Origin of the sequence: Pseudomonas sp. Z1-14 (genome assembly GCF_051132005.1) — a bacterium.
Lineage (GTDB): Bacteria > Pseudomonadota > Gammaproteobacteria > Pseudomonadales > Pseudomonadaceae > Aquipseudomonas.
In genome coordinates, this window is the sequence record NZ_CP071646.1 from 4,629,711 (window position 1) to 4,653,115 (window position 23,405).

Here is a 23,405-nt window from a genome sequence, read left to right on the forward strand (position 1 = left end):
GTGGATCGGCCTGCCCCAACGTTGGCTGACAGACCGAATTCGCGAGCAGGCTCGCTCCCACAGGGAATCGCCTTACATTCAAGACAATCCAAAAACGCAGAACACGATAAGAAAAGACCGTGACGACATGTCAGAACCGACCTTACTGAACAACCAAATTCGCGACTGGCTGATGGACTGTGGTCTGTTCGACCAACTGCTGCCCGTCGACTTTGCCGCGGCATCGGGCTATTTCAGCATCAGTACCGTCGCCCAGGGCGAAGCGATTTTTCGCGAGGGCGATGCCGGCAGTTTCATGTGCATCCTTCACACCGGCCAGGTGGCCGTGCAGAAAACCGGCCCCGACGGCCAGCCCGTGACCATCGCCACGCTGCGCAGCGGCCGCGCCTTCGGCGAAATGGCCGTGCTCGACGGCGAACGACGCTCGGCCAGTTGCATCGCGGCCACCGAATGTCAGTTGTTGAACCTGGGCAAGGACTCCCTGGAAAAAATGCTCAACGACGCACCGAAGATCGCCGCCAAGATCATCCGCGCCCTTGCCGTCTCCCTGTCCAGGCGCCTGCGCATGGCCGACGGGCAGTTGCTGTCGCAGCAGGTGTAGCGCTTTCTATCTCTAAATACAGAACCTGTGGGTATTGTGTGGTGTTGGCGATCTAACCCCCCGGCGACTTGGCCTTCGGCGGCTTCGGCTCCATGCCCGGGATCGGCTGGTCCTTCGGCGGCCTGGGCATTTCGATCGGCGGCAACAGCGGCGGGCCGCCACCCGGTGGGGCAGCCTTGGGCACGCCGTTGGGCGTGACCGGCGGATACGGCATCGGCGTAGCGGTGCCCGGCGCCCCGGGGATGCTCGGCGGGCTGACAGGAATCGTCGGCTGCTGGGCCTGGGCGCAACTTATCGAGAGCGCCGCCACGGCAATGGCCGTTAGAATGGTGCACTTCATCAATGGCTCCGTGGCTATTGTCTGCTTTCAGGCTAGTCCCAACCGGGCCGGTCTGCCCCATTCCCATGAGATTTCCATGAAACGTTTCGTTCTGCTCGACACCACGCCCATTCCCGACAACGGCGGTGCCTTGTGCCTTTTCGAGTATGGCGAAGACTTCGTCATCAAGATCCAGGGCGGTGACGGCGGACAGTTGATGAATACCCGCATGCACGGTTCCGAAGATGCCCTGGCCGAGATTCCCTGTCGCAAGGTCGCCGGCCGTCCCGGCTCGCGGGTGCTGATCGGTGGTCTCGGCATGGGCTTCACCCTCGCCTCCGCCCTCAAACACCTGGGCAAGAGCGCCGAAGTGGTAGTGGCTGAACTGGTCCCGGGGGTGGTCGAGTGGAACCGCGGCCCCCTCGGCGAAAAGGCCGGGCGGCCGCTGTCGGACCCCCGCACCGTGATCCGCATGGAAGACGTCGCCAAGGTCCTGCAAGCCGAGCCGCAGGGGTTCGACGCGATCATGCTGGATGTCGACAACGGCCCGGAAGGCCTTACCCAGAAAGCCAACAGTTGGCTGTATTCGGCCGGCGGCCTGGCCGCGTGCGCCAAGGCCCTGCGCCCCAAGGGCGTGCTGGCGGTATGGTCGGCCAGCGCTGACCGGCAGTTTTCCGACAAGCTGAAAAAGGCCGGCTTCAAGGCCGAAGAGGTGCAAGTGTTCGCCCATGGCAACAAAGGCACCCGCCACACCATCTGGATTGCCGAGAAGCTCAAGGGCTGAGCTAAACTCTGTCCAACCGTCATCAGTCTTTTTACAAAGGTGAACCCATGAGTTCGTCCACCCCACCGTCCAACACCGCCAAGCTCGACCGCATCCTCGCCGACGCCCAGCGCGACCGGGAAATGGGCTACCGCGACAAAGCCCTGAAAATGTACCCCCACGTCTGCGGTCGCTGCGCCCGCGAGTTTTCCGGCAAGCGCCTGAGCGAACTGACCGTCCATCACCGTGACCACAACCACGACAACAACCCGCAGGACGGTTCCAACTGGGAACTGCTGTGCCTGTACTGCCACGACAACGAGCACTCGCGCTACACCGACCAGCAATACTTCGGCGACGGCTCCCTGAGCACGCCGAAGATCGCCAAGGCGACGCACAACCCCTTCGCCGCGTTGGCCGGGTTGATGAAAAAAGACGAGTAGTCGTCATTACCCGAAAATGTTGCAGACTGTCAGGCCGCCATCGCGAGCAAGCTCGCTCCCACAGGTTTTGTGGACGCCGAAAATCCAGTGTGGGAGCGAGCTTGCTCGCGATGGCAATCTAACAAACACCACTGATCTCGAACCTGACCACCCTCCCCCATTCCCCGTATAATCGCGCCTTTTCCCAAAGGCACCCCGTCCGTGGCCAACAAACGCTACAGCTGCATCGGTCTGTTCAACCCCAAGTCGCCGGAAAACGTCGGTTCGGTCATGCGTGCCGCCGGCTGCTACGGCGTCGCGTCGGTGTTCTATACCGGCAAGCGCTACGAACGCGCTGCCGACTTCGTTACCGACACCAAAAAAGTCCACTACGACATCCCGCTGATCGGCATCGACGACCTGAAAAAAATCCTGCCCCTGGGCTGCGTGCCGGTGGCCGTCGAGCTGGTGGACGGCGCCCGTCCCTTGCCCGAATACACCCATCCGGACCGGGCCCTGTACATCTTCGGTCCGGAAGACGGTTCTCTGGACAAGGACATCCGCGACTGGTGCGAAGATGTGATCTACATCCCCACCAACGGCTGCATGAACCTGGCCGCTACAGTCAACGTCGTGCTCTACGACCGCATGGCCAAAGGCAACAACACCCGCTCGGGGCCGCAATTTCGCTGACCGGCGGGAAATTCCATGGAACGACGGATTCGCTCTGGCAGTCAGCTTTATACACATCCCCACACTGGAGACAGATCATGAGCGACAACAATCCGTTCGGGCCGGTTGAGACCACCCCTTTCCAAACCCGCAGCCCGCAGAATGTGCACGGCTGGGAGCGCATTGGGTCACTGGCCGGTGGGGTGCTGATGATGGGCAAGGGCTTGCGCCGCGGCGGTGTGATCGGCCTGGCCCAACTGGCAATCGGCGGCATGGCCCTGGCCCGCGGCATCACCGGGCATTGTTCGGCCAAGACCCTGCTGGAAAAAAATCGTCAGCACCTGCACGACGCCCGCGCCCGGATCGAGCAGGCCGGCGATGAACTGAGCCGCATGAAAACCAATGCCGAGGCGGCGACCGGTACCGCTACGGTGACGGGGAATGATTCGTTGGTTTCGCCGAAGGCTGGGCTCTGATTTTTGCGGTGAGGCTGATGGCCCCTTCGCGAGCAGGCTCGCTCCCACATTGATCGAGTCGTACGCAAAATGTATATCACTAAAGATCCAGTGTGGGAGCCTGCTCGCGAAAGCGGTACTACTGAAGTAACCGTGTATCCAGGACAGTTGAGCCTCCGCCCAGGATGCTCTCGCTGAGCTGCACAAACTCTTCGGTGTCGACGGTTTCCAACCGCATCACCCCTTGCAGCACATCATCCAGCGAACGCTTGTTGCGGGTTTTCAGGCGGATTTCCCGGTCCAGCTCCTGCAACAGCAGCACCGCCTTGGACACCATCGCCGGGCTCACCTGTTCACCACGCAACGTCGTGACGCCCTTGCTGTCCCGGGCGAGTCGACCATTCAATGCCTGATAACGCTCGTCGCTCATGCCGCCGGCACGGCGCAGCAATTCGATGGCGTAATACTCGTTGAGCCCTTCGCTGATCCAGTCGCTGCGATCATGATCATTGATGCGCGCCAGCACCTGGATCAACTCCCGCAATAACGGGCTGCTGCCCCGTTCTCTGACCAGTGCCGGACGGCTATGCAGGTAAATCGATTCATGGCCGCCCTGGGCGCCACGCCACATCGGATCGCCCGCGCCAACGATCAACAGCTTGGCCGGATGGCGCGGCACGATTGCCTGCACCTGCGGCCAGACGAAGGTCAGCAGCGTCAGCACGTCCATCCGCCGCATGCCCTGGCCTCGCGGCGAAGCCACGGTCACTTCGGTCTCGCCCAGGCGCGTGCGGCGGCTGCCGAGCTTGCCGGCCAGCATCCAGCCCGTCGGCCGGTCGAACAGGCGCGAAGGGTTGTCGATGCGAAAACGCTGCTTGCCGATACGCGGCCAGGGCGTCTCGATGCTTTGCCAGCCACCCGGCAATTCGAATTCCAGGCGTGAAACCAGTTCAGTGCCGTCCTGCTGATCCAGCCTGGCTGGCGGTACCAGGTCATCACCGCGCAGCAGCGCCCATCCGGGGGTCATGCGGGTCTCAAAGGAGCCGTTTTTGCGCGACTCGCTGAGGCGGACGCGATAAGTCAGGCTCGCCTTGTCAGCAGCTGGGCGCCAGACGCCCCGAGCTTCGTGACCGGGAGTCAGTTGCCACTGGCCATCGGCTCTGAAATCACTGTAGCGACCATCGCCCCCAAGATCGAAATCCAGGCTACGCACCGCCGAGCCCCGCGCCAGCGTCAGGCGCACTTCGGCCTGGTCGCTCTGCGGCAACAGGTGGACGTGATAATCCAGATCGACTTTCTGCACCGCCCACAGCCGTCCGCTCACTGCCAGCAGCCCGGCCGCCAGCAACCATTTCAATCCTGCAGCCATGGGCTCTCCTGGGGTGCGATGGCGGGTGGTTCAGCCGGCGCGGAAAATCAGGTGATCTTCCCAATCCTCTTCAGCCACGCTGCCTTCGGCGAGCATGCGCCCGGATTGGGAAATGCGTTCGTGATGCACCGCGTCGCGGTCGCCGCAGACCAGATGGTGCCACAGCGGCAGGTCCTTGCCCTCGCTGACCAGGCGATAACCGCAGGTTGGCGGCAGCCATTTGAACTCATCGGCCTTGCCCGGCGTGAGCTGGATGCAATCAGGAACAAAGTCGCGACGATTGGGGTAATCGGTGCACTGACATGTCTTCAGGTCGAGCAACTTGCAGGCGATGCGCGTGTAGTAGACGCTGTTGTCGTCTTCGTCTTCGAGCTTTTGCAGGCAGCACAGGCCACAGCCGTCGCACAGCGATTCCCACTCCTGTGAATCAAGCTGATCGAGGGTTTTGCGTATCCAGAACGGTTCGACTTTGGCGGCCATGGCTCAAGCATCAACATCACGTGGTGAAAAGGCCGACAGTCTAGTGCCGGGGCCTCTTGAGGCCAAGCATTGGCGACTGTCGGTACAAGGGGGCTTGTCAGCCCGGATGTCTGGACGTAGGTTGCTTCATCACGTTCCCGATCCCAGCCAAGGTAAGCCCATGAGTGCCAATCCCCGCATCGCCGAATACGCCATCCACCCCCAGTTCATCGAACGCTGGTCGCCCCGCGCTTTCACCGCTGAAAGCATTTCCCAAGAAACCCTGCTGAGCTTCTTCGAAGCCGCACGCTGGGCGCCTTCGGCCTATAACTCGCAGCCGTGGCGTTTCCTGTATGCCCGTCGCGACACGCCGAACTGGGAGCGTTACCTAGGCTTGCTCAACGAATTCAACCGTGGCTGGGCCCAACACGCCTCGGCGCTGGTGATCATCGCCTCGAAAACCACCTTCGCGGTGCCCGGCGCCACAGAGGAAACCCCGGCCCAGTGCCACACCTTCGACACGGGCGCGGCCTGGGGCCACCTGGCGTTGCAAGCGAGCCTCAGCGGCTGGCACACCCATGGCATGGCCGGCTTCGACCAGGAGCTGACCCGCAAGGAACTGAAGATACCCGACGGCTACGCTCTGCACGCGGCCGTGGCGATTGGCAAGCTGGGAGACAAATCGACGCTGGCCGACTACCTCCAGGCCCGCGAAGTGCCGAGCCCGCGCCGGCCGTTGAGCGAACTGGTGGCCGAGGGTGATTTCACCCTGTAATCATGAGCCCTTGCGCTCATTTGAGGATGGCAGTGAACCTGTGGCGAGGGAGCTTGCTCCCGCTGGGCTGCGAAGCAGCCCCAAACGATTCGACAGGCAACGGCTGACAGCTTTTACGACTGCTTCGCAGCCGAGCGGGAGCAAGCTCCCTCGCCACGATGGTTCACGTACGGCATTACCGCGGTGTCACGCACGGGATCAGTAGCCCCGACTGAAATCCACTTCCCCGCGCAACGCTTCGCCTGCCTCATAGGCTCGCAGGTTCTCCAGGAACAACTGCACCATCATCGGCGGCGACGTCGGTGCGGAGCTGTGGCCGGTCAGCAACAATCCCCAGGCGGTCCAGAAGGGATGGCGCTGTGGCAACGGCTCCTGGCGGCACACGTCGATTACCGCACCGGCCAGGTGCCCGTCCTGCAACGCTTGCACCAGGTCCGCATCGACCACGGCCACGCCACGGCCGACATTGATGAACAGCCCGGTGGGTTTGAATTGCTTGAACAACGCCGCGTCGTAGATATCGTGAGTGTCCGGTGTATTCGGCAACAGGTTGATCACGTAGTCCACCTCGCCCACCAGACGGGGCAAGTCCTGCAACGCGCCAACTTCAATAAACGGCGCCAACTCCCGAGCTTCACTGGCGATGCCGTACAACTGCACGCCAAATGGCACCAGGAACTCAGCCACGCGGCGACCGATATCGCCGGTCCCGACGATCAATACCTTGCGGCCCGCCAGGCTCTGGCTCTGGCGATTATCCCATTTGCGCTCCACCTGGCTGACCAGGCGCGCCAGGACTTCGCGCTCATGCCCGAGCATGTAGGTGAGCACATATTCGGCCATGACCTGGCCAAAAATCCCCACCGCGCGGGTCAGACGGTAGTCACGGGGCAGGCCCTCGGCCAGCAGCGGCGTGATGCCTGCCCAGGTCGATTGCAGCCAACGGGGCTTGTGGCCCTGACGCAACAAGGTCGCCAGCAAGTCCGGCTGGCCGAGCCAGACCGGGCAATCGGCGGCCAGGCGTGACAGTTCAGCGGAGTCGCCGCTGGTCAGGATTTCGATATCGGCTGCAGCCTGGCGCAGGAGCTGGGCATACATCGCGTGGTCGTGTTCGGCAATCAGAACGCGCATGAATCAAACCTTTCAAAAACAGTGCAAACGACCGCCGACAGAGTGTTGCTCCATCTTCGCGGCCATCCCGATAATCATTCCAGTGTTTCGAGAGCCCCCAGGACGGACGCCCAAGGCAATCAGACCGGGTCGTTGCGGCGCAACAACTCTTCGGGCAGATGCTCGATGTACTCGTCTTCCGCCGGTGGCATCTGCAGGTGATAACCCTGGGTATCGAGGTTCTCAAGCACCTTGTTGATGTCTTCGCGGGACAATTGCCGCTCCGGACTCAGAACCAGGTCGAAGGCATGGATCGCCTTGCCGAACGCCGCCATCAATGGCTCAGGCACACGGGCCAATGCCTCGCTCTTGAGCACATACAGGTACATCTCGTTTTTCTTCGAGCTTCGGTAGATGGAGCAGATACGTTTCAAGGCTGTTCTCCGGCGGTGGCCAGGCTGTCGAGCAGCGCCTGGCCCATCAACTCGCGGCGCCAGCCACGCAGCGAATCGGGCAGTTGGTAAGGTCCCTCGGGGTAGCCGCTCTTGATCAGGGCTTCGAGGGTTTTCTTGCGAAGCATTAATTCGGGAGCAATGCCCAGGCGCTCGGCTTCAGCCTGGCCCAGCGCCTTGAGGCGCTTGAGCAGCGCCGCGGCCTCGATGGGCAGCGGCTCGGCCACGGCGGGCGGCCATTGTTCGGGCGGCACGCTGCCGGCACGCTTGATCAGGTCCAGCAGGAATTCGCCGTCCTGACGCACCGTGCGCGGGTGCATGTCTTCTATTTTTGCCAGCGCGCCGAGGTTATCCGGTTGGGTGCGGGCCAGGGGCCACAGCGAATGCTCGCGGAGGATGCGGTTACGTGGCAGGTCACGGGCTCGCGCCTCGCGTTCGCGCCAAGCGTAAAGCTCACGCAGCACCGCCAGTTGCGCACGGGAGAGTTTCCAGGCCAGCTTGGCGTCGCGGTAGACCTCATACGGGTCGATTTCACGTCGCAGGTTGGCCACCAGCTCGGCGCCATCCTCCAACACCCAGGCGTACTTTTCATCGGAAAGCTTCGGGCGCAACTCGACGAAAACTTCCGCCAGGTGCACGGCATCCTCGGCGGCGTAGCTGATCTGCGTCTCGGAAAGGGGCCGCTGCAACCAGTCGGAACGGGTCTCGCCCTTGGGCAACTCGATACCCAGCACTTCCTGCACCAGCCGCGAGTAACCCATCGAAAAGCCCAGGTTCAGGTAAGCGGCGGCCAGCTGGGTGTCGAACAGCGGCGCGGGCAGGCTGCCCGTCAGGCGCAGCAAGACTTCCAGATCCTCGCTGCAGGCATGCAACACCTTGAGCACTGCCGGGTTCTCCAGCAGCGCAGCCAAGGGTTGCCAGTCATCAATGGTCAATGGGTCGATCAGGTAGGCGCTTTTACCGTCACCGATCTGCAGCAAGCCGGCGATGGGATAAAAGGTGTCGACCCGCATGAATTCGGTGTCGAGGGCGACGAATGGCAACTGTTGCCATTCGGCGCAAAACCGACCGAGGCTATCGTTGTCGCGAATCCAGTGAATATCGATGGCCACACGGCTCTCCCTTGAAGAATGGCGCGCAGTATATATCGCCGTCGGCGATTGCGAGCATCTACGGAGCAAGAGCTTTAGAGAAATCGCCTGCGCAAACGCAAGAATAGTCCTACATCAGCGGTTAACTGGTCTTACGTAATACATAAACTCGCTTCAAGGCGAAACCGGGCAGGAAATCCTGATACCACTGCACGCTGAAACCGGCCTCGATAAACTCGGCTTCGACCCGGGCCCGGTCGACCAGGCGCCTGGGTGGCGGCTGGCCGGTTCTCAGCCGGCCCTCGATCTGGACCGACACGATCACTGTGTCGCGGCTGACCCGATGGAATTCGCGCAACAACGCCAGGCGATGCTCGCTGGCCTGGATATGCAGAAACAGTTGCAGACAAAAAATACAGTCCACCGCGTTCGCGGATAGCCCGAGGGTGAACGCGGAACTCGGGAAGGTCCTGACCCGCTCAAGTAAAGCTTCGTCGTGATGGGCGAGCGCGTGATCAAGCATTTGCGGCGACGGGTCCGCCGCCAGGATCACCCGGTTGGCATGTTCGGCCAGCACCGGCCAGAAGCGCCCTGCCCCGCACGCCACATCCAGCACCAGGCCGGGCTCGCCGGCGGCCTTCAGAGCGTTGCGCACCAACTGCTCGTCACGCCAGAACACCAGGCGCAACCGCCGAGGCGCCGGTTGGTGGCAGGTTTGCGCATGCTCCTGCTCGTGCTGTCGGGCGAATTCAAGCTCGACGGTGGATGGGGATTGCCCGGGCATACTCACAGCTCAGTAAAAATAAGTGAGCAACAGCTTAAACAGTGCCGCGTGAAAAAAAGGTGTAGGAAACTTCTACTCACGGGCCAGCACGCCGTCGATGACTGCGCCGCGACAACCGGCAAACATGTCCAGCTCCTGGTTGTAGACCTTGCTGTTGACCTCCAGCAGCCCGAGCATCGAATGAAACAGGTTGTCCTGGCTGAGGGGTTTGTCCCGACTCAGTTGCAGGCAATGCGTATCGACCGAGAAGGCTTTCTGATAACCGTCGGAGAACCAGGCCAGCATCGCCACATGCTTCTGTTGCTCCGGAGCGAGCATATAAGGCGTGCCATGGAGGAACAGGTTGTATTCGCCAAGCGACTCGCCATGGTCCGACAGGTACAGCATGGCCGTGTCGACCTTGTCCTGATTCGCCCGCAGCAGGTCGATCAGCGTCGACAGCACGTGATCGGTGTATACCAGCGTATTGTCGTAGCCGTTGACGATGCTTTCGCGGCTGCAATTATTCAACGCGTTGCTTTCACACACCGGGGTGAAATGCTCGTACGCCTTGGGATAACGCTTGAAGTATTCCGGTCCGTGGCTGCCCATCTGGTGCAACACCAGCACCGTGTCCTTGTCGAGAGTATCGATGAATTGCTGCAGACCCTGGAGCAGGATCTCATCGCGGCATTCACTGTTGGCACACAGGGCCGGGCCCTTGAGATTACTCACGTCCTGCACCGCAACCCGATCACAGGTGCCTTTGCAGCCGGACTGGTTGTCGCGCCAGATCACTTCCAGTCCGGCGCGCTTGAGCACATCCAGCAGGCCCTCTTCGTTCTTGGCCTTGCTCGCGTCGTAGTTCTTGCGGCCCATGTTGGAAAACATGCACGGCACCGACACGGCGGTCTCGGTGCCGCAGGAATGCACGTCGGTAAAGGCAATCAGGCCGGCTTCTTTATCCAACTGCGGCGTGGTATCGCGGTGATAGCCGAGAATGCCGAAGTTCTCCGCACGCGCGCTCTCGCCCACCACCAGCACCGTCAGGGATTTGCGCCCATGGGTTTGCCAGGCCGGGTTGCGCTGCGCATCCTCGCCCAAAGTAATGAACGGCTGCTTGGCCGAGGCGACCTGCTCGCGCAAGTAGCCGATCGAGGCGCCGATGTAGTTACTCGGCACCACCATCAGATGCAACTCGTGATGATTGCGAAACAGCGAAGACAACCCTTGGTAATTGATCAAGGCAACCCCGCCCAACAGCGCAGCCGAGACGACGCCGACGAGCAACTTGCTTAACAACTCCCTGGGCCAGCGACGATAACTTATCGGGGTCTTGAACAATAACCATGCAGGCAGTACACCTAACAGTAAAAGGTAGCCAAACAACTTTAACGACAACAGGTCACGCACTTCCGTGGCATTGGTTTCGGCAAAGTTACGCAACATGCCGGCATCGATCAAAACACCGTATTGGGCCATGAAATAAGCGACCCCGGCGCTGATCATGAACAACAGCATCAACAACGGCTTGAGCAGCGGACGGAACGCCACCAGTGTCAGCACCAGGTTGAACGCGCAGAACACCATCACGGCAAACGCGATGCACAGCAACACACCGTGTCCGTCCGCCGCCGTGATGGCGAGCAGGTGCTCCCAGAGAATGGCGTTGAAGCCCACTAACAAAAAGGCACTGGCGACCAGCGTCACCCACTCGGGGCGCACGGCTTTAATAGTCAGCATGAGGGTTGGAGACTTCCTGAAAGTTGCTCTTTAAAAAGACCTGCCGTAGGCAAATGTGAAAAATTCATTTGCTACGACAACACAAACTTTAGGCAGTCCACCATCAATTTTTCGTGAAAAAGTTGCTGTTAAATAATTTTTCAACAGCCACTTCAAAACACTTCAGGCCTGGTTCAGGTACCAACGCCAATCCTGCTCGCCGACCTCGCCCATGAACTGGCGATATTCGGCGCGCTTGACCGCCAGGTAGACGCCAAGGAATTCATCCCCCAACGCGTCCCGCGCCCATGTCGAAGATTCAAGGGCACGTAAGGTGGTCAGCCAGTCGGTGGGCAACAATTGGCTCGCCTGGGCGTATCCGTTGCCCTCGACAGGCGCTCCGGGATCGCGCTGTTCGCATATGCCACGCTGGATACCGGCCAGGATCGCCGCTGCGGCCAGGTACGGATTGGCATCGGCACCACAGATACGGTGTTCGATGTGCCGTGAAAAGGCCGGGCCGCCTGGGACTCTCAAGCTGACGGTGCGGTTGTCCACGCCCCAGGTCGCTGCCAGCGGCGCGTAGCTGTGACTTTGGAAACGGCGGTAGGAGTTGGCGTTCGGGCAAAACAACAGCAGCGAATCGAGCAAGGTTGCGAGCATTCCGCCCACCGCATGACGCAGCAACGGCGTGCCGTCGGCGGCTTCGCTGGCAAACAGGTTATTGCCCTCCCGGTCGGCGAGACTGACATGCATGTGCATGCCGGAACCCGCCAGGTGATCGAACGGTTTGGCCATGAAACAGGCCGCCATGCCGTGCTGGTGCGCCACGCCCTTGACCAGCCGTTTGTAGCGCACTGCGTCATCCATGGCTTGGAGCGCATCGGTGCGGTGTTCAAGGGTGATCTCGACCTGCCCCGGCGCGTATTCGGAAATGGCCGTACGGGCCGGGATACCCTGCAGCTTGCAGGCCGCATAAAGATCAGCAAGGAAGGGCTCGATCTGTTCCAGCTCACGCAAACCATAGACCTGGGTGGAACGCGGCCTGCTCCCATCTGCGTCCCGCGCCGGTTGCGGCCGCCCCTCGCTGTCCCGTTGCGCATCCAGCAGGTAGAACTCCAGCTCCGCCGCCATCACCGGGTAATAACCCTCAGCCTGCAAGGCTTCGATCACCCGACTGAGCAGATAGCGCGGATCGGCGATGGCCGCCGGCATGCCCTCCCGGGGATGCATGCCGACTTGCACGGCGGCGGTAGGAATCCGCCGCCACGGCATGCGCTGCAAGCTGCCGCTGATGGGGTAGGCACGACAATCGATATCACCGACGTCCCAGACCAGGCCAGAGTTCTCAACATCGTCGCCATTGAGCGTCAGCCCGAGGATCGTGCTCGGCAGCGGCCGGCCACTCTGGTAGACCGCGAGCAGTTCGTCCCGATGCAGCCACTTGCCCCGAGGCACGCCGTTGTTATCCACGATAAACAACTCGAACAGCTCGATATCCGGGTTCTGTGCCAGGAACGCCTGGGCTTGCTGCACGGAGGCAAAAGAAGATTCGACAAGACTCATGGGAACGCTCGTATTTTCGTGTCGGACGGGCGATCAGGCACCGTCATCCTGTGCTCGCTATCAACGAGCACGGTTCAAGGAATCAACAGGAAATACGGCCATCCGGAGGACGTGCGTGGCGACAATGCCAGAGGGCCCAGAACGCCAGTTCGCAGGGCAGCGCAAAGGATGCAGGAGGCACGGCAGGCGGTTGGGCGCCGACCAGGACGATGGCGGCGCACGGCGGGTATTGAAATGCGACAGGCCAACCGTCCATAGGAGCATCACGGAAAAACATTCGACAAGAGCCTCCCATGACGCCAGGAGCCGTTAAACCAGGATTTGATGGAGTCTGCGTTGGCGTCGGCTAAACAATCGTCTTCGCCATGCCGGCTGAACACCGTCTTGCCAGCGGGAAAAGCAGGGGTCGGCATTCTCTGCACACGCTCGTTCCGTTAGGATCAAAACCTGTTTGCGCACGCCCCGCGCAAGGAGCACAGCGAGAGACAGAACGGATGCTGAACAGCAACACCCTCAGAAAGCTCGACATGCAGGACCTCATGGTGTTCAGCGCCGTATTCGAGCAAGGCAGCGTCACCGGTGTGGCGGAAATCCTCTGCGTCAGCCAGTCAACGGTCAGCTACAGCCTGAAAAAGTTGCGGGCCTGCTTTGACGACGAACTGTTCATCAACACCCGGACCGGCATGCGCCCCACCTTCAAGGCCGAAGGCATGCACGAGCATGTGCGCAGCATCTTGCAAAGCATCAACCTCTGCCATGCCGGCACGCCGGCCTTCGATCCGACCCGGCAGGCCGTGACCTTCGAGATTTGCGCACCGGAATACTTTGAACAGCTGCTCCTGCCACAACTGCTGCAAGGCTTCGATCACGCAGACCTGCCTGTCGTGGTGAACGTGCACAAGCTCGGAGCCGATATTCCCGTTGATGATTTGCGTGACGGCAGCCTGGACCTGGTGATCTGTTTCGGCCCCCATTTCCACAGCAGCCATGCCGATCTCAAGACCCAACGCCTGCTGGAAGAAGAACTGGTCTGCGTGATAGACAAACGGTCGGCTCCGCTGGAATCGCCGTTGAGCATCGAAGCGTTCGTACAGCGTCGACACGTTTTCCCCACGCCTTGGGCGTCGCCCACCAACATGGTCGACGGCTGGCTGACGCGGCAGGCTCGGCAACGGCAGATCGCCGCACGTGCCAACAGTTACGGCGCGGCGTTGAAGATGATCACCGGTACCGATTTTCTCCTGACCCTGCCCCGTCGCATCCAGCAATTGCTGGCCAGCGCAGCGACATTCCAGCACTGCCCGGCGCCGGCGGGCTTGCCGGGATTTACCCTGGACATGCAATGGAGCCTTGCGGCCGATCAGGACAGCGCCAACGCCTGGCTGCGTGAACAGATCGTCAAGGCCTGTCCCGGGCAAGAGCTCGCTTGAACTTCAAAGACCGATGGCGGCCTTGGCGTAGGGGCCGCGGTCGATATCGAGGACTTCCACGCACAGTTGCACGCTGACACCGACGGGCCATGGGCCAAGATCCTGGATTACCGCCAGCAGGCTATCGGCCAGCTGCTTCTTGATTTCCGGCGAACGGCCGCTCAGCAAAGCCAGCTTCACATGCACGAACCCACGCTCCCCCATGCCGGTGCCGACGCGAAACGTATCGATTTTCACGGCCCGGCTCTTGATGTCGAACTCGGCGGCGAACTGACCGGATGCCACCAGTGCGTTGTTCATGCGCAACAGCGCGACGTCGGCGTTCAGCTCGGTCAGGTTGGCGGTGTACTCCATGTGCAAGTGAGGCATGTGTTCGACTCCGTTTCGAAAAGATGATGTTGGGATGACAGTCGGCGCAACCATACCTCGACTTTGCAGTTTCAGGCAGGTTTTGTTTCGTCCAGCAAGCCGGCGCGCTCGCTCATGAAAGCCTCCAGGCGGGAACGCAACCAGCGTTCGGCCGGGTCATTGTCGACATGGCTCAGCCAGACCATGGAGAGGTCCAGGGTCGGTGTCTGGAAGGGAAAGGGTTCGCAGAACACCTGGCCGGAAGCGGCCATGGCGGTGGCGGTGTAGTCCGGCAGGCTGGCGATCAGGTCAGTGCCAGCCAGCAACGCCGGCAGCGCGCTGTACTGCGGCACCGACAGCACAACCTGGCGCTTGCGACCGATCTCGGCCAGCCATTCGTCAGCAAACCCGGCGATGTTGGCGGTATGGGAAACCAGCACGTGGGGCCGCGAACAGTATTCATCCAGGGTCAGCGGGGTATCCGAGGCATCGGCGCGCAACACGCAGGGCTGGATATGTCGCAACAGCTTGCGCTTGGCATTGGCCGGCAGCCCCCGGGTCTGGCTGATGCCGACAGTGATATCGCCCGAGGCCAGCAAATCGGGGATACGCCAGTAATCGACATGCTGGACCACGAACACGATCTGCGGCGCCTCCTGCCGCAAGCTGCGCAACAGCGGCGGCAAGAGGCCGAACTCGACATCGTCGGACAGCCCGATGCGAAACGTCATGGCACTGCTGGAGGGGTCGAAATCATGGGTCAGGCTCAAGGCAACCGACAGCGAATCCAGTGCCGGAGACAGGTGCTGGATGATTTCCTCGGCCCGCGCGGTGGGCTCCATGCGATGCCCGACCCGAATGAACAACGGATCATTGAACAGCGTGCGCAAGCGATTCAGGGCCGAGCTGATGGTTGGCTGGCCGAGGAACAGCTTTTCCGCCGCCCGTGTCACGTTGCGCTCCAGCATCAGCGTTTCGAAAACCACCATCAGGTTGATGTCGGCCTTGCGCAATTCGTTGCGGTTCATCCATTGCTCCTGGTTCCGGTCGGATCAAGCAAGCGCTGCAATGTGCGGAAATATCTCACAATCATTGGAAACGTATTCCCATTAGCGAAAAATTCCAGCTTGGCTAGGCTTGCCAGGACATGTTCAGCATGTCCTGAATCCGTTAATCGCATGGAGCGAACCGATGTACTTTGAAATCTACCGACAGACCCGAGGGACCCCGAATACAGGACAAGGCCAATGGCGCTGGCGCCTGCGAGCCGGCAACCACGAAACCATCGCCAGCGGTGAATCCTACGTGAACAAGGCAGACTGCCTTCACGTCATCGGATTGATCAAAACCGCCCAATGCGAGACGCCTGTAAAGGAAATCTGAAGCCGTCCATTCGTATCACTCGAAGCTGCTCGATGAGCAGCTTTCCCTTAACCACAAGCTGCAGCTGGGATCGGTCGCACCGGACAGGTATCGTGTGCAGACAAAAGCGAGAGCCGACCTTCCATGACCCAACCTGGTAATCGTCGCGACTGGCTGCTGCGCGCGCCTGAATCGAAGAAGCTGGAGCGCATCGAAGCCTACTTCAGTGGGCACGGCTATAGCGCCCACCGGCATGACACCTATGCCATCGGGTTCACGCTCGCCGGGGTCCAGAGCTTCAACTACCGGCAGAGCAAACGTCATAGCCAGCCCGGCGGAACCATCGTACTGCACCCGGACGAAGTCCATGACGGCGAGGCGGGGACAAGCGATGGTTTTCATTATCGAATGGCCTACATCGAACCGTCATTGATCCAGCAGGTATTGGGGGGCCGGCCATTGCCTTTCATCGAAGGCGGGTTGTCGAACGATCCTCGGCTCAACGTTGCGACTCGCAGGCTCTTGGGCAGTCTCGGGCATCACCTCGACCCGCTGGAGGAAGACGACGCCCTCTACGACGTGGCCCAGGCACTGGCTGACGCGGCAGGTAACCAGCGCGGACGCCGACTGCTTGACTACCCGGCAGCAGAGCGCGCGCGCCTGTTCATTCATGATGCCCTTGATCAGGCCATTACTCTGGATGACCTCATGCAGGCCAGTGGCCGGGACCGATGGAGCCTGTCCCGGGACTTTCGTGCCCTGTACGGCACCAGCCCCTATCGCTACATCACCCAGCGTCGATTGAATGAAGCCCGTCGTCTGGTGCTGCATGGCATGCCACTAAGCGAAGCCGCACTGGCCTGCGGCTTTTTCGACCAGAGCCACATGACCCGGCTGCACACCCAGGCCTTTGGCATTTCACCGGCACGCTGGCTGAAGATGCTGCGCTAGCGGCACGCACGGCATAACGCGAAAAGCTGCACGATCATCCAATACCCACGCGGTTTCCAGCGCTAAGGTGCGGCTCATCAACCACAGAGGAGCACGCCAGGATGACTCGATATTCGCCCATCAACTTCGCGCAGAAATACACGCTGTTCCACGATCAGTGGGCACCGAAAGTCGTGGCTGAAATGAATGACTACCAGTTCAAGATCGTCCGCCTCGAAGGCGATTTCATCTGGCACACCCACGCCGACACGGATGAAACCTTCATCGTGCTGGACGGTGAACTTCGTATCGACTTTCGCGATGGCGCGGTGCTGATCGGCCCGGGCGAGATGTATGTCGTCAAGCAAGGCGTCGAGCACAAGCCCAGTGCCGCGCAGGAAGTGAAACTGTTGCTGATCGAACCGCGGGGAGTCATCAACACCGGCGAACAAGTGAATGCGCGAACCGCGATCAATGATGTCTGGATCTGACCGAGCCAGGCTCTCAATCGTATTCCGCCTCCTGATGGTCGCCCAGCAGCCGCCGTTGGCGAGGTGTCGCGGCGGCCAGCACCGCGGGATTGAACTGCCAGTGCAGGTAAGGTGAAAACTTCTGCGCGACCATCCGCCGGCCATAGTGCACCTGGAGCATGTAGCGGGTGCGGTCGGCGGTCCGGTTGTCACTGCCGGCGTGCCACAACTCGCTGCGCAATATGAGCACATCACCCGCCTGGCACAGCACCGGTTTAGCCGCACGGCCCTGCCACTGGGTTTCGCCGGCCATGGGCGCCCGCCCCGCCTTGTGGCTGCCGGGAATGACCCGCGTCGGGCTCAAGTCGGCGTCGATGTCATCAAGGTAGAACTGTGCGGTGAAAACCTGCATCGGCAGTTCAAAAGAAGGCTCGGCCAACAGGCTGGGGGGCAGCTGCATCGGCAAGTAATCCAGGTGCAGCGCAGCGCCGACAAAACCGGGGTGGCAGCGCCAGGCGGTCTGCCCGATGATGTGGCAATCCTCGCCCAACGCCGCCTCGGCCAGCTCGATCACCCCGCTCACCTCCAGATACGGCAGCCAGAACGGGTCTCGATTGAAGACGCATTTGTAATGATCGATGACGCCGCTGTAGTCCCAGTGGTGGGGTTTCAGTTGGTCGATAGCCTGGCGTATTTCGGTGATTTGCGTGGCGGTCAACACACCGGGCATCAGGACAAAACCGTCCTGATGCAATGCTTGCAAAAGCTCAGCGGTGGACACGGTCGCAACCTGCTCAGGTCCGGAAACGACCGGTCAGCTCTGCCAGGTTCCTCGATAGGTTCGACAGCTGCTGGCTGGCGTGCATGCTTTGGGCGGAGTTCGCTGCCGCCTCATTGGACAGGTCACGAATATCGGAAATGTTGCGAGCGATCTCCTCGGTCACGCTGCTCTGCTCTTCACAGGCATTGGCGATCTGCGCGGCCATGTCGTTGATCCGCTGGATCGACCCGCCAGTGCCACTGAGCACCTGGTCGACACCAGCGGCGCGCTCAACGCTGTCCCGCGCCTTGCTGCTGCCGACCTGCATGGCCTGCACGGCCTTGGCGACACCACTCTGCAGGCGCTCGATGCGAACCTGGATATCCTTGGTCGAATCCTGGGTACGTGCCGCCAGCGCCCTGACTTCATCGGCCACCACCGCAAAACCACGGCCCTGTTCGCCGGCTCGCGCAGCCTCGATGGCGGCGTTCAGCGCCAGCAGGTTGGTCTGCTCGGCGATGCCACGGATCACCTCCAGCACCGCACCGATACTGGACGTTTCCTGGGCCAATGCCTCGATCGTGCCCGAGGCACTTTCCACTTCGTGAGCCAGTTGGCGGATCGACTCGATCGTGCTGCTGACCACCTCGGCGCCGTCGCGGGATTGGCTGGTGGCCTGCTGCGCGGCGTCCGAGGCGCTCACGGCGTTATGAGCAACTTCATGCACAGCGGCGCTCATCTGCGTCGCGGCGGTGCTGACCTGGTCAAGCGCCGCATGCTCGCTGCTGATCAGCCGGTCGTTCGTCGCGGCCATAGCGGCCATGGCCCGGGCTGCCGAGTCCACTTCCCCGGTTACCCGTCCGACCTCGGCAATCAGCGGCTGCAACTTGTCCAGGAACCGGTTGAACGCGCTGCCAAGCTGCCCGAGCTCATCAGCCGAACGCACTTCAAGGCGCCCCTTGAGATCGCCGCCGCCCTCTGCAATCTGCTCGACGCGGTGCAACAAACGGCGCATCGGGCTCAGCACCACAAGCGGCAAGGCAACCAGAACCAGGATGCAACCGAGCAGGCCAACCAGCAGAATAACGCCCTGCTGCACGCCGACCGCCTCGCCATTGGCGATGGCCGCATCGCCCTCGCGATGGGACGCCGCATCTTCCAGGTCACCCAGCTTGTCGATTGAATCACGCATGGTTTCGAACAGGCGCTCGCTGTCACCAAAGCTCAGCGCGCTGGCGCCCTGCGGATCGCCTACCGACTGCTCGACGACCCGCCGCGAAACCTGCATCCATTTCCCGAAACTGTCATTGAACTGGCTGACCAACGCCTGCGTCTCTGCACCGGGCTGCATCGCGGCATATTTCTGCACACGGTCATAGGCCTGCTTGGCATTCTCGCCATGACTGGCACTCAGCGCTTGAATATGCTCATCCGCATGACCATCAAGCAGGCTGCGCTCGGCCACAAAGGCCTGATAAAGATCGCGGTCGGCATTGAGCAACAGGCTGATGGCCGGCAGATAGCGCTTGGTCAACTGGGTACTGGACTCGGTCACCTGACCGATGCCGCGCATGCCCGTCCACCCCATCAGCACCAGCAGCACCGCCAGGAACGCAATCGGCAGAGTGATTTTCCAACGAAAGCCAAGGTCGGCGAAGAACCGCAGCATGGTGTCACTCCTTACATGGGGGATAACCTGCCTATCGGCAGCCATGCCTTGAGCTATAGACCATTAGTCTAATTGTTACAAAGATTGGCGGTCTCGAAATGCCTTGGCTAGATAGGTTCGGAGTGGTCAGGAGGGGTGGCCTGCCTTCGTCGATACTTCCGCGCCTTTGCATATTCTGCTTGATGCGGCTGGCTACAGAATTCGCGCCGTCACTCCCACTTCTGGAAAACCTCGCGATGCGAGGAGACATTCCGAGTGATTCAGTGGTCCTTCAGGGTTTTGCACAATTGTGCTGCGTTCCCTTTCGGGATGGCTGCGACATGCTTGATGTCATAGCCCGGCGCTTGGATGCAGAGCCGACCGAAGCGATTGCGATGGTTATACGCCACAGAGCAATCGGCAAAGCGGGCGATTGACCGGAAGTGGCGGCGAATGCAGGCACAAACATAATGACCCAGCCACGGGAAAACGATACGAACATTTCAAGGATGAACTGCATGCAGGACATACGTTGCGACCATTGCTGTCGCAAGCTGGCCAGCGGCTTCCAGGCACTCCAGATCAAATGTCTACGATGCCGGACGCTCAGTCACATCAAAGGTCAGCCAACCCTCCCTGGATATAAGGAAACGCCCGAACAAAAAATGTTTACCAATGGTTCATAATCGTAGCAACCGGCGGTTGTATCGTGCCGCGCATTGCGCAATACTTCGCGTACGTAAATACATACGTATAAACATACTATTAGACACATGCCAGTATGTTTTGCGTTGATTATTGTGATATTTTTTAGGAGAAAAATCATGGCTGCGTTGCTTGAACGAGCTGAACAAGCCGTATCGGTTACCGCAATGGTCAGGGGCTTTAGCGCGAAGCTCAAAGAAGTATCGAGTCGTACCACTGACCGCTTGGTCGTGTTCAAAGACAATGAACCGGCAGCCGTCATCCTGAACGTAGAGGCCTATCAGGAAATGCTTGATGAGCTTGAAGACCTGCGGATTGAAGCGACTGCACGCGACCGGTTGGCTAATTTCAACCCACAAACGGCCATTTCTCACGCTGATATGCGTGCAAGATACGCCAAGAAAGACTAAGGATTTTCGATGGCTTGGGGAGTCACATATCACCCAGATACCGAAGGTGATTTCGATCAGCTGGGATCTGCATCTGCAAACAGGGTCTTTGATGTCATAGAGCAAAGGATCGCAAATGGCGAGCCAGACAAGAGCGGCAAACCCCTAAGCGGCATTCTGGCAGGCTGCCGCCGGATCCGCACAGGCGATACGCGCATCGTCTATCGAGTTGATGGGAAAGCCATCGTAGTCTTGATCATTGCTGTCGGCGCGCGGCGCGACAGCGAAGTATACGACGCTGCCAAAAAACGCGTCTGAGCCCGTATACGGGCTTTTTTTGCCGCAGATGGTTGCCCTAGAGGGTAACGTCTCTTTGAAGGCCCGGAGCCTCCAACCAACGTGCCGCTAACATCCAGAACACTGAGTTCATGAATGCAGCAACCCACGATTGGAAGCCTGTTCGCAGGCATAGGAGGCTTTGATGTCGGATGAAAACGCCGGATACCGCAGCGCCTGGCAAGTTGAACTCAACCCTATCAACCGGGCTATGCTTGCCGATCGATTTCCCCATGCTCAGCAATTTGAAGACGTGCGCCAGTGTGGCACCCACAACCTCAGCCCCGTCGATGTCCTCACCGCTGGCTTCCCCTGCCAGGACACCAGCCTGGCCGGAGCGCGGGATAGCAACCAATAGGACAGAGGGCGCGGCGAACGAACCGTAAGACCTTAGGGCGTTACGGCTCGAAGCCATTGAATATCTTTCACTTACTACTCGCCACGGGCAACTCATCGATTCCTTGGAGCTCAACGGTAGTAGGAAAGCCTTTGATCGGCCCTAGAACAATTGTGTCCAACCCGTTCTCACGCTTAAAACTATAGATTGTCTGTCCAACCCATTTCTCAGTTTTGGGAAGTGCTTGTCCATTCTGTTCGGCGACCCAGCTCGATCGATACTTCCCATATAGAGACCCAGGGTAATCGACCCTGGTGGGAGAGGCAGCAAAGCCCATCTAGAAGCTTGGGCCGGCACTGCCTCCTTTTGCACCTGCGGGTTTCCGTCATGCCCTAAAAATGCCCTAAACCAAACGCCAGAAACGAAAAAGCCCCTGAAATGTTCAACCATTTCAGGGGCTTAGTCATACACAATAATGGCGGAGAGATAGGGATTTGAACCCTAGGTACTGTCGCCAGTACAACGGATTTCGAATCCGTCCCGTTCGGCCACTCCGGCATCTCTCCAGTGGCGCGCATCATACCAGCACATTTGCCGGAAGCGAACCCCCGAGCGAAATTTTTTCCGTGCTATCAGTTGCTTGCGTCGATTACAGCGGGACACCCAGGCGTTGGGCGACTTCTTCGTAGGCTTCGATCACGTCACCGAGGCCTTGGCGGAAGCGGTCCTTGTCCATCTTCTTCTTGGTGTCCTTGTCCCAGAGGCGGCAGCCGTCAGGGCTGAACTCGTCACCCAGGACGATGGAGCCGTCGCTGAACACGCCGAATTCGAGTTTGAAGTCGACCAGCAGCAGGCCGGCGTCGTCGAACAGTTTGGTCAGCACTTCGTTGACCTTGAGCGACAGTTCCTTCATGCGCGCCAGTTGCTCGGCGGTGCCCCAACCGAATGCCACGACGTGGGATTCGTTGATGAACGGGTCGCCCTTGGCGTCGTCCTTCAGGAACAGCTCGAACGTGTAGGGGTTGAGCTTCATGCCCTCTTCCACGCCCAGGCGCTTGACCAGGCTGCCGGCGGCGTAGTTACGCACGACGCATTCGACCGGGATCATGTCCAGCTTCTTGACCAGGCATTCGTTGTCGCCCAGCAGCTTGTCGAACTGGGTCGGCACGCCGGCGGCTTCGAGCTTTTGCATGATGAAGGCGTTGAACTTGTTGTTCACCATGCCCTTGCGGTCCAGCTGTTCGATGCGCTTGCCGTCGAACGCCGAGGTGTCGTTGCGAAACAGCAGGATCAAGCGGTCAGCGTCATCGGTCTTGTAAACCGACTTGGCTTTGCCGCGGTAGAGTTCTTCACGTTTTTCCATGATGGGCTCCGCTTGCTAAGTAGATGGGCTAGGCGATATGTCGCCAGTCGAGCCCTGAATCTTGATCGGCCAGTTGCAGCCAGTCCGGGTCGCACCCGAGGGTGTCGACGAAACATTGCCGGGCCAGCTGCGGCAGGTTGTTCTTGCTGCTCAGATGGGCCAGGACCAGGTGTTGCAGGCCTTGCCAGCCCAACTCGGCCACCAGGAATGCCGCCTGGTGGTTGTTCAGATGTCCGTGTTCCCCGCCTACCCGTTGCTTCAGGAAGTAGGGATAGTACCCTCGCGCCAACATGTCGCGGCAGTGGTTGGACTCGATCATCAGTGCGTCGAGGTCCCGATAACTGTCCATCACCCTGTCGCAGTACGAGCCCAGGTCGGTGAGCAATCCGAAGCGCCGCTCGCCATCACTGAACACATACTGCGTCGGCTCGCGGGCGTCGTGCGCCACGCTGACCACGCTGATGTCCAGGGCACCGATACGCAACTGCTCGCCACCGGCTACGAAGCCAGCCGGTTCGATGGGCTTGCGCAGGCCACCGAACGTCCCACGGCTGAGGTAGACCGGCAGATTGTAGCGCCGAGACAGCAAACCCACGCCATGCACGTGGTCGGCATGTTCGTGGGTCACGAGTATCGCGCTCAGTTGCGCCGGGTGCACACCCAGGCGCAACAGACGCTTCTCGGTTTCCCGCAGGGAGAAACCGCAATCGACCAGCACGTAGGTGCCAGCACTGGCTATCAGCGTGCCGTTCCCCTGGCTACCGCTGCCGAGAACGGCAAAACGCATC

General features: G+C 60.4%; 29 protein-coding genes, 1 tRNA gene and 2 pseudogenes. 15 read left to right on the forward strand and 17 right to left on the reverse strand.

Going from position 1 to position 23,405, the window contains the following annotated elements; all coding sequences use genetic code 11:
- Nucleotides 1–127: 127 nt before the first annotated feature.
- Nucleotides 128–601 (forward strand): cyclic nucleotide-binding domain-containing protein, encoded by a 474-nt coding sequence (locus tag J3P89_RS21305; RefSeq protein ID WP_434695572.1) that lies wholly within the window; start codon nucleotides 128–130, stop codon nucleotides 599–601.
- 52 nt (nucleotides 602–653) lie between these two features.
- Here the strand turns inward: J3P89_RS21305 and J3P89_RS21310 are convergent, their stop codons facing one another.
- Entirely contained in the window at nucleotides 654–941 is a 288-nt protein-coding gene (locus J3P89_RS21310; protein WP_434695573.1) for a hypothetical protein, read from the reverse strand.
- A 76-nt stretch (nucleotides 942–1,017) separates the two neighbouring features.
- Between J3P89_RS21310 and J3P89_RS21315 the strand changes: the two genes are divergently transcribed.
- From J3P89_RS21315 to J3P89_RS21330, 4 genes are all read left to right on the forward strand, one after another.
- Nucleotides 1,018–1,704: a spermidine synthase gene (locus J3P89_RS21315; RefSeq protein WP_030141186.1), complete on the forward strand. Its 687-nt coding sequence runs from the start codon at nucleotides 1,018–1,020 to the stop codon at nucleotides 1,702–1,704.
- Between the two features lie 47 nt (nucleotides 1,705–1,751).
- On the forward strand, nucleotides 1,752–2,126 hold the full coding sequence (locus J3P89_RS21320; RefSeq protein WP_003184246.1) for a YajD family HNH nuclease: 375 nt from the start codon (nucleotides 1,752–1,754) through the stop codon (nucleotides 2,124–2,126).
- A 201-nt stretch (nucleotides 2,127–2,327) separates the two neighbouring features.
- The gene (locus J3P89_RS21325; protein ID WP_264432809.1) at nucleotides 2,328–2,798 is read left to right on the forward strand and encodes an RNA methyltransferase; all 471 of its coding nucleotides are present in this window, start codon (nucleotides 2,328–2,330) and stop codon (nucleotides 2,796–2,798) included.
- Nucleotides 2,799–2,875: 77 nt separating this feature from the next.
- Nucleotides 2,876–3,253, forward strand: coding sequence for a YgaP family membrane protein (locus J3P89_RS21330; RefSeq protein ID WP_434603062.1), 378 nt, complete (start codon nucleotides 2,876–2,878; stop codon nucleotides 3,251–3,253).
- A 118-nt stretch (nucleotides 3,254–3,371) separates the two neighbouring features.
- On the opposite strand, the gene J3P89_RS21335 is transcribed toward J3P89_RS21330, so the two are convergent.
- Nucleotides 3,372–4,601, reverse strand: coding sequence for a hypothetical protein (locus J3P89_RS21335; protein ID WP_434695575.1), 1,230 nt, complete (start codon nucleotides 4,599–4,601; stop codon nucleotides 3,372–3,374).
- Nucleotides 4,602–4,631: 30 nt separating this feature from the next.
- Nucleotides 4,632–5,081 (reverse strand): YcgN family cysteine cluster protein, encoded by a 450-nt coding sequence (locus J3P89_RS21340; protein WP_003184256.1) that lies wholly within the window; start codon nucleotides 5,079–5,081, stop codon nucleotides 4,632–4,634.
- 160 nt (nucleotides 5,082–5,241) lie between these two features.
- On the opposite strand from J3P89_RS21340, the gene J3P89_RS21345 reads away from it, so the two are divergent.
- Nucleotides 5,242–5,835 (forward strand): nitroreductase family protein, encoded by a 594-nt coding sequence (locus J3P89_RS21345; protein ID WP_434695576.1) that lies wholly within the window; start codon nucleotides 5,242–5,244, stop codon nucleotides 5,833–5,835.
- A gap of 198 nt (nucleotides 5,836–6,033) precedes the next feature.
- On the opposite strand, the gene J3P89_RS21350 is transcribed toward J3P89_RS21345, so the two are convergent.
- From J3P89_RS21350 to J3P89_RS21375, 6 genes are all read right to left on the reverse strand, one after another.
- On the reverse strand, nucleotides 6,034–6,966 hold the full coding sequence (locus J3P89_RS21350) for a D-2-hydroxyacid dehydrogenase (RefSeq protein WP_434695577.1): 933 nt from the start codon (nucleotides 6,964–6,966) through the stop codon (nucleotides 6,034–6,036).
- Between the two features lie 119 nt (nucleotides 6,967–7,085).
- The gene (locus tag J3P89_RS21355) at nucleotides 7,086–7,379 is read right to left on the reverse strand and encodes a YcgL domain-containing protein (RefSeq protein WP_030141193.1); all 294 of its coding nucleotides are present in this window, start codon (nucleotides 7,377–7,379) and stop codon (nucleotides 7,086–7,088) included.
- Nucleotides 7,376–8,509 carry a ribonuclease D gene (gene rnd, locus J3P89_RS21360; protein ID WP_305496192.1) on the reverse strand — a complete coding sequence of 378 codons (1,134 nt, stop codon included), beginning with the start codon at nucleotides 8,507–8,509 and terminating at the stop codon, nucleotides 7,376–7,378. The genes J3P89_RS21355 and rnd overlap by 4 nt, the downstream gene beginning before the upstream one ends.
- Before the next feature lie 121 nt (nucleotides 8,510–8,630).
- On the reverse strand, nucleotides 8,631–9,272 hold the full coding sequence (locus tag J3P89_RS21365) for a class I SAM-dependent methyltransferase (protein ID WP_434695578.1): 642 nt from the start codon (nucleotides 9,270–9,272) through the stop codon (nucleotides 8,631–8,633).
- Nucleotides 9,273–9,344: 72 nt separating this feature from the next.
- The gene (locus J3P89_RS21370) at nucleotides 9,345–10,994 is read right to left on the reverse strand and encodes a phosphoethanolamine transferase (protein ID WP_434695579.1); all 1,650 of its coding nucleotides are present in this window, start codon (nucleotides 10,992–10,994) and stop codon (nucleotides 9,345–9,347) included.
- A 162-nt stretch (nucleotides 10,995–11,156) separates the two neighbouring features.
- Nucleotides 11,157–12,539, reverse strand: a complete 1,383-nt coding sequence (locus J3P89_RS21375) for a glutamine synthetase family protein (protein WP_434695580.1) — start codon at nucleotides 12,537–12,539, stop codon at nucleotides 11,157–11,159.
- A gap of 494 nt (nucleotides 12,540–13,033) precedes the next feature.
- On the opposite strand from J3P89_RS21375, the gene J3P89_RS21380 reads away from it, so the two are divergent.
- Nucleotides 13,034–13,969, forward strand: coding sequence for a LysR substrate-binding domain-containing protein (locus tag J3P89_RS21380; protein WP_434695581.1), 936 nt, complete (start codon nucleotides 13,034–13,036; stop codon nucleotides 13,967–13,969).
- A 3-nt stretch (nucleotides 13,970–13,972) separates the two neighbouring features.
- Here the strand turns inward: J3P89_RS21380 and J3P89_RS21385 are convergent, their stop codons facing one another.
- Nucleotides 13,973–14,338 (reverse strand): 5-carboxymethyl-2-hydroxymuconate Delta-isomerase, encoded by a 366-nt coding sequence (locus tag J3P89_RS21385; protein WP_305496197.1) that lies wholly within the window; start codon nucleotides 14,336–14,338, stop codon nucleotides 13,973–13,975.
- A gap of 71 nt (nucleotides 14,339–14,409) precedes the next feature.
- Nucleotides 14,410–15,345, reverse strand: coding sequence for a LysR substrate-binding domain-containing protein (locus J3P89_RS21390; protein ID WP_434569479.1), 936 nt, complete (start codon nucleotides 15,343–15,345; stop codon nucleotides 14,410–14,412).
- Nucleotides 15,346–15,508: 163 nt separating this feature from the next.
- Between J3P89_RS21390 and J3P89_RS21395 the strand changes: the two genes are divergently transcribed.
- The 3 genes from J3P89_RS21395 (at nucleotide 15,509) to J3P89_RS21405 (ending at nucleotide 17,100) form a co-directional block, all read left to right on the forward strand.
- A complete protein-coding gene (locus J3P89_RS21395) occupies nucleotides 15,509–15,700 on the forward strand; it encodes a YegP family protein (RefSeq protein WP_434625423.1) in 192 nt (63 codons plus the stop codon).
- Nucleotides 15,701–15,823: 123 nt separating this feature from the next.
- Nucleotides 15,824–16,630, forward strand: coding sequence for an AraC family transcriptional regulator (locus tag J3P89_RS21400; RefSeq protein WP_434695582.1), 807 nt, complete (start codon nucleotides 15,824–15,826; stop codon nucleotides 16,628–16,630).
- Between the two features lie 101 nt (nucleotides 16,631–16,731).
- A complete protein-coding gene (locus J3P89_RS21405; protein WP_305496201.1) occupies nucleotides 16,732–17,100 on the forward strand; it encodes a cupin domain-containing protein in 369 nt (122 codons plus the stop codon).
- Nucleotides 17,101–17,113: 13 nt separating this feature from the next.
- Here J3P89_RS21405 and J3P89_RS21410 read toward each other — a convergent pair whose 3' ends face one another.
- From J3P89_RS21410 to J3P89_RS21420, 3 genes and pseudogenes are all read right to left on the reverse strand, one after another.
- Nucleotides 17,114–17,860, reverse strand: a complete 747-nt coding sequence (locus tag J3P89_RS21410) for a phytanoyl-CoA dioxygenase family protein (RefSeq protein WP_434695583.1) — start codon at nucleotides 17,858–17,860, stop codon at nucleotides 17,114–17,116.
- A 13-nt stretch (nucleotides 17,861–17,873) separates the two neighbouring features.
- Nucleotides 17,874–18,662, reverse strand: a complete 789-nt coding sequence (locus tag J3P89_RS21415) for a methyl-accepting chemotaxis protein (RefSeq protein WP_370871136.1) — start codon at nucleotides 18,660–18,662, stop codon at nucleotides 17,874–17,876.
- Nucleotides 18,663–18,731: 69 nt separating this feature from the next.
- Nucleotides 18,732–19,553 (reverse strand): annotated as a pseudogene (locus tag J3P89_RS21420) (MCP four helix bundle domain-containing protein); the annotation flags it as partial.
- A gap of 121 nt (nucleotides 19,554–19,674) precedes the next feature.
- Between J3P89_RS21420 and J3P89_RS21425 the strand changes: the two are divergent.
- From J3P89_RS21425 to J3P89_RS21445, 5 genes and pseudogenes are all read left to right on the forward strand, one after another.
- Nucleotides 19,675–19,924: pseudogene (locus J3P89_RS21425) on the forward strand (short-chain dehydrogenase).
- Nucleotides 19,925–20,005: 81 nt separating this feature from the next.
- A complete protein-coding gene (locus J3P89_RS21430; RefSeq protein ID WP_434695584.1) occupies nucleotides 20,006–20,173 on the forward strand; it encodes a Com family DNA-binding transcriptional regulator in 168 nt (55 codons plus the stop codon).
- 138 nt (nucleotides 20,174–20,311) lie between these two features.
- The gene (locus J3P89_RS21435; RefSeq protein WP_434695585.1) at nucleotides 20,312–20,602 is read left to right on the forward strand and encodes a type II toxin-antitoxin system Phd/YefM family antitoxin; all 291 of its coding nucleotides are present in this window, start codon (nucleotides 20,312–20,314) and stop codon (nucleotides 20,600–20,602) included.
- A gap of 9 nt (nucleotides 20,603–20,611) precedes the next feature.
- Complete coding sequence (locus J3P89_RS21440) at nucleotides 20,612–20,899, forward strand: type II toxin-antitoxin system RelE family toxin (RefSeq protein WP_434695586.1); 288 nt, start codon at nucleotides 20,612–20,614, stop codon at nucleotides 20,897–20,899.
- Nucleotides 20,900–21,062: 163 nt separating this feature from the next.
- The gene (locus J3P89_RS21445) at nucleotides 21,063–21,275 is read left to right on the forward strand and encodes a DNA cytosine methyltransferase (protein ID WP_434695587.1); all 213 of its coding nucleotides are present in this window, start codon (nucleotides 21,063–21,065) and stop codon (nucleotides 21,273–21,275) included.
- 455 nt (nucleotides 21,276–21,730) lie between these two features.
- Here the strand turns inward: J3P89_RS21445 and J3P89_RS21450 are convergent.
- The 3 genes from J3P89_RS21450 to J3P89_RS21460 form a co-directional block, all read right to left on the reverse strand.
- Nucleotides 21,731–21,820: transfer RNA gene (locus J3P89_RS21450), tRNA-Ser, on the reverse strand.
- Nucleotides 21,821–21,903: 83 nt separating this feature from the next.
- A complete protein-coding gene (gene purC, locus J3P89_RS21455; RefSeq protein ID WP_025212375.1) occupies nucleotides 21,904–22,617 on the reverse strand; it encodes a phosphoribosylaminoimidazolesuccinocarboxamide synthase in 714 nt (237 codons plus the stop codon).
- A gap of 28 nt (nucleotides 22,618–22,645) precedes the next feature.
- The gene (locus J3P89_RS21460) at nucleotides 22,646–23,404 is read right to left on the reverse strand and encodes an MBL fold metallo-hydrolase (protein WP_305496207.1); all 759 of its coding nucleotides are present in this window, start codon (nucleotides 23,402–23,404) and stop codon (nucleotides 22,646–22,648) included.
- Nucleotide 23,405: the final 1 nt, after the last annotated feature.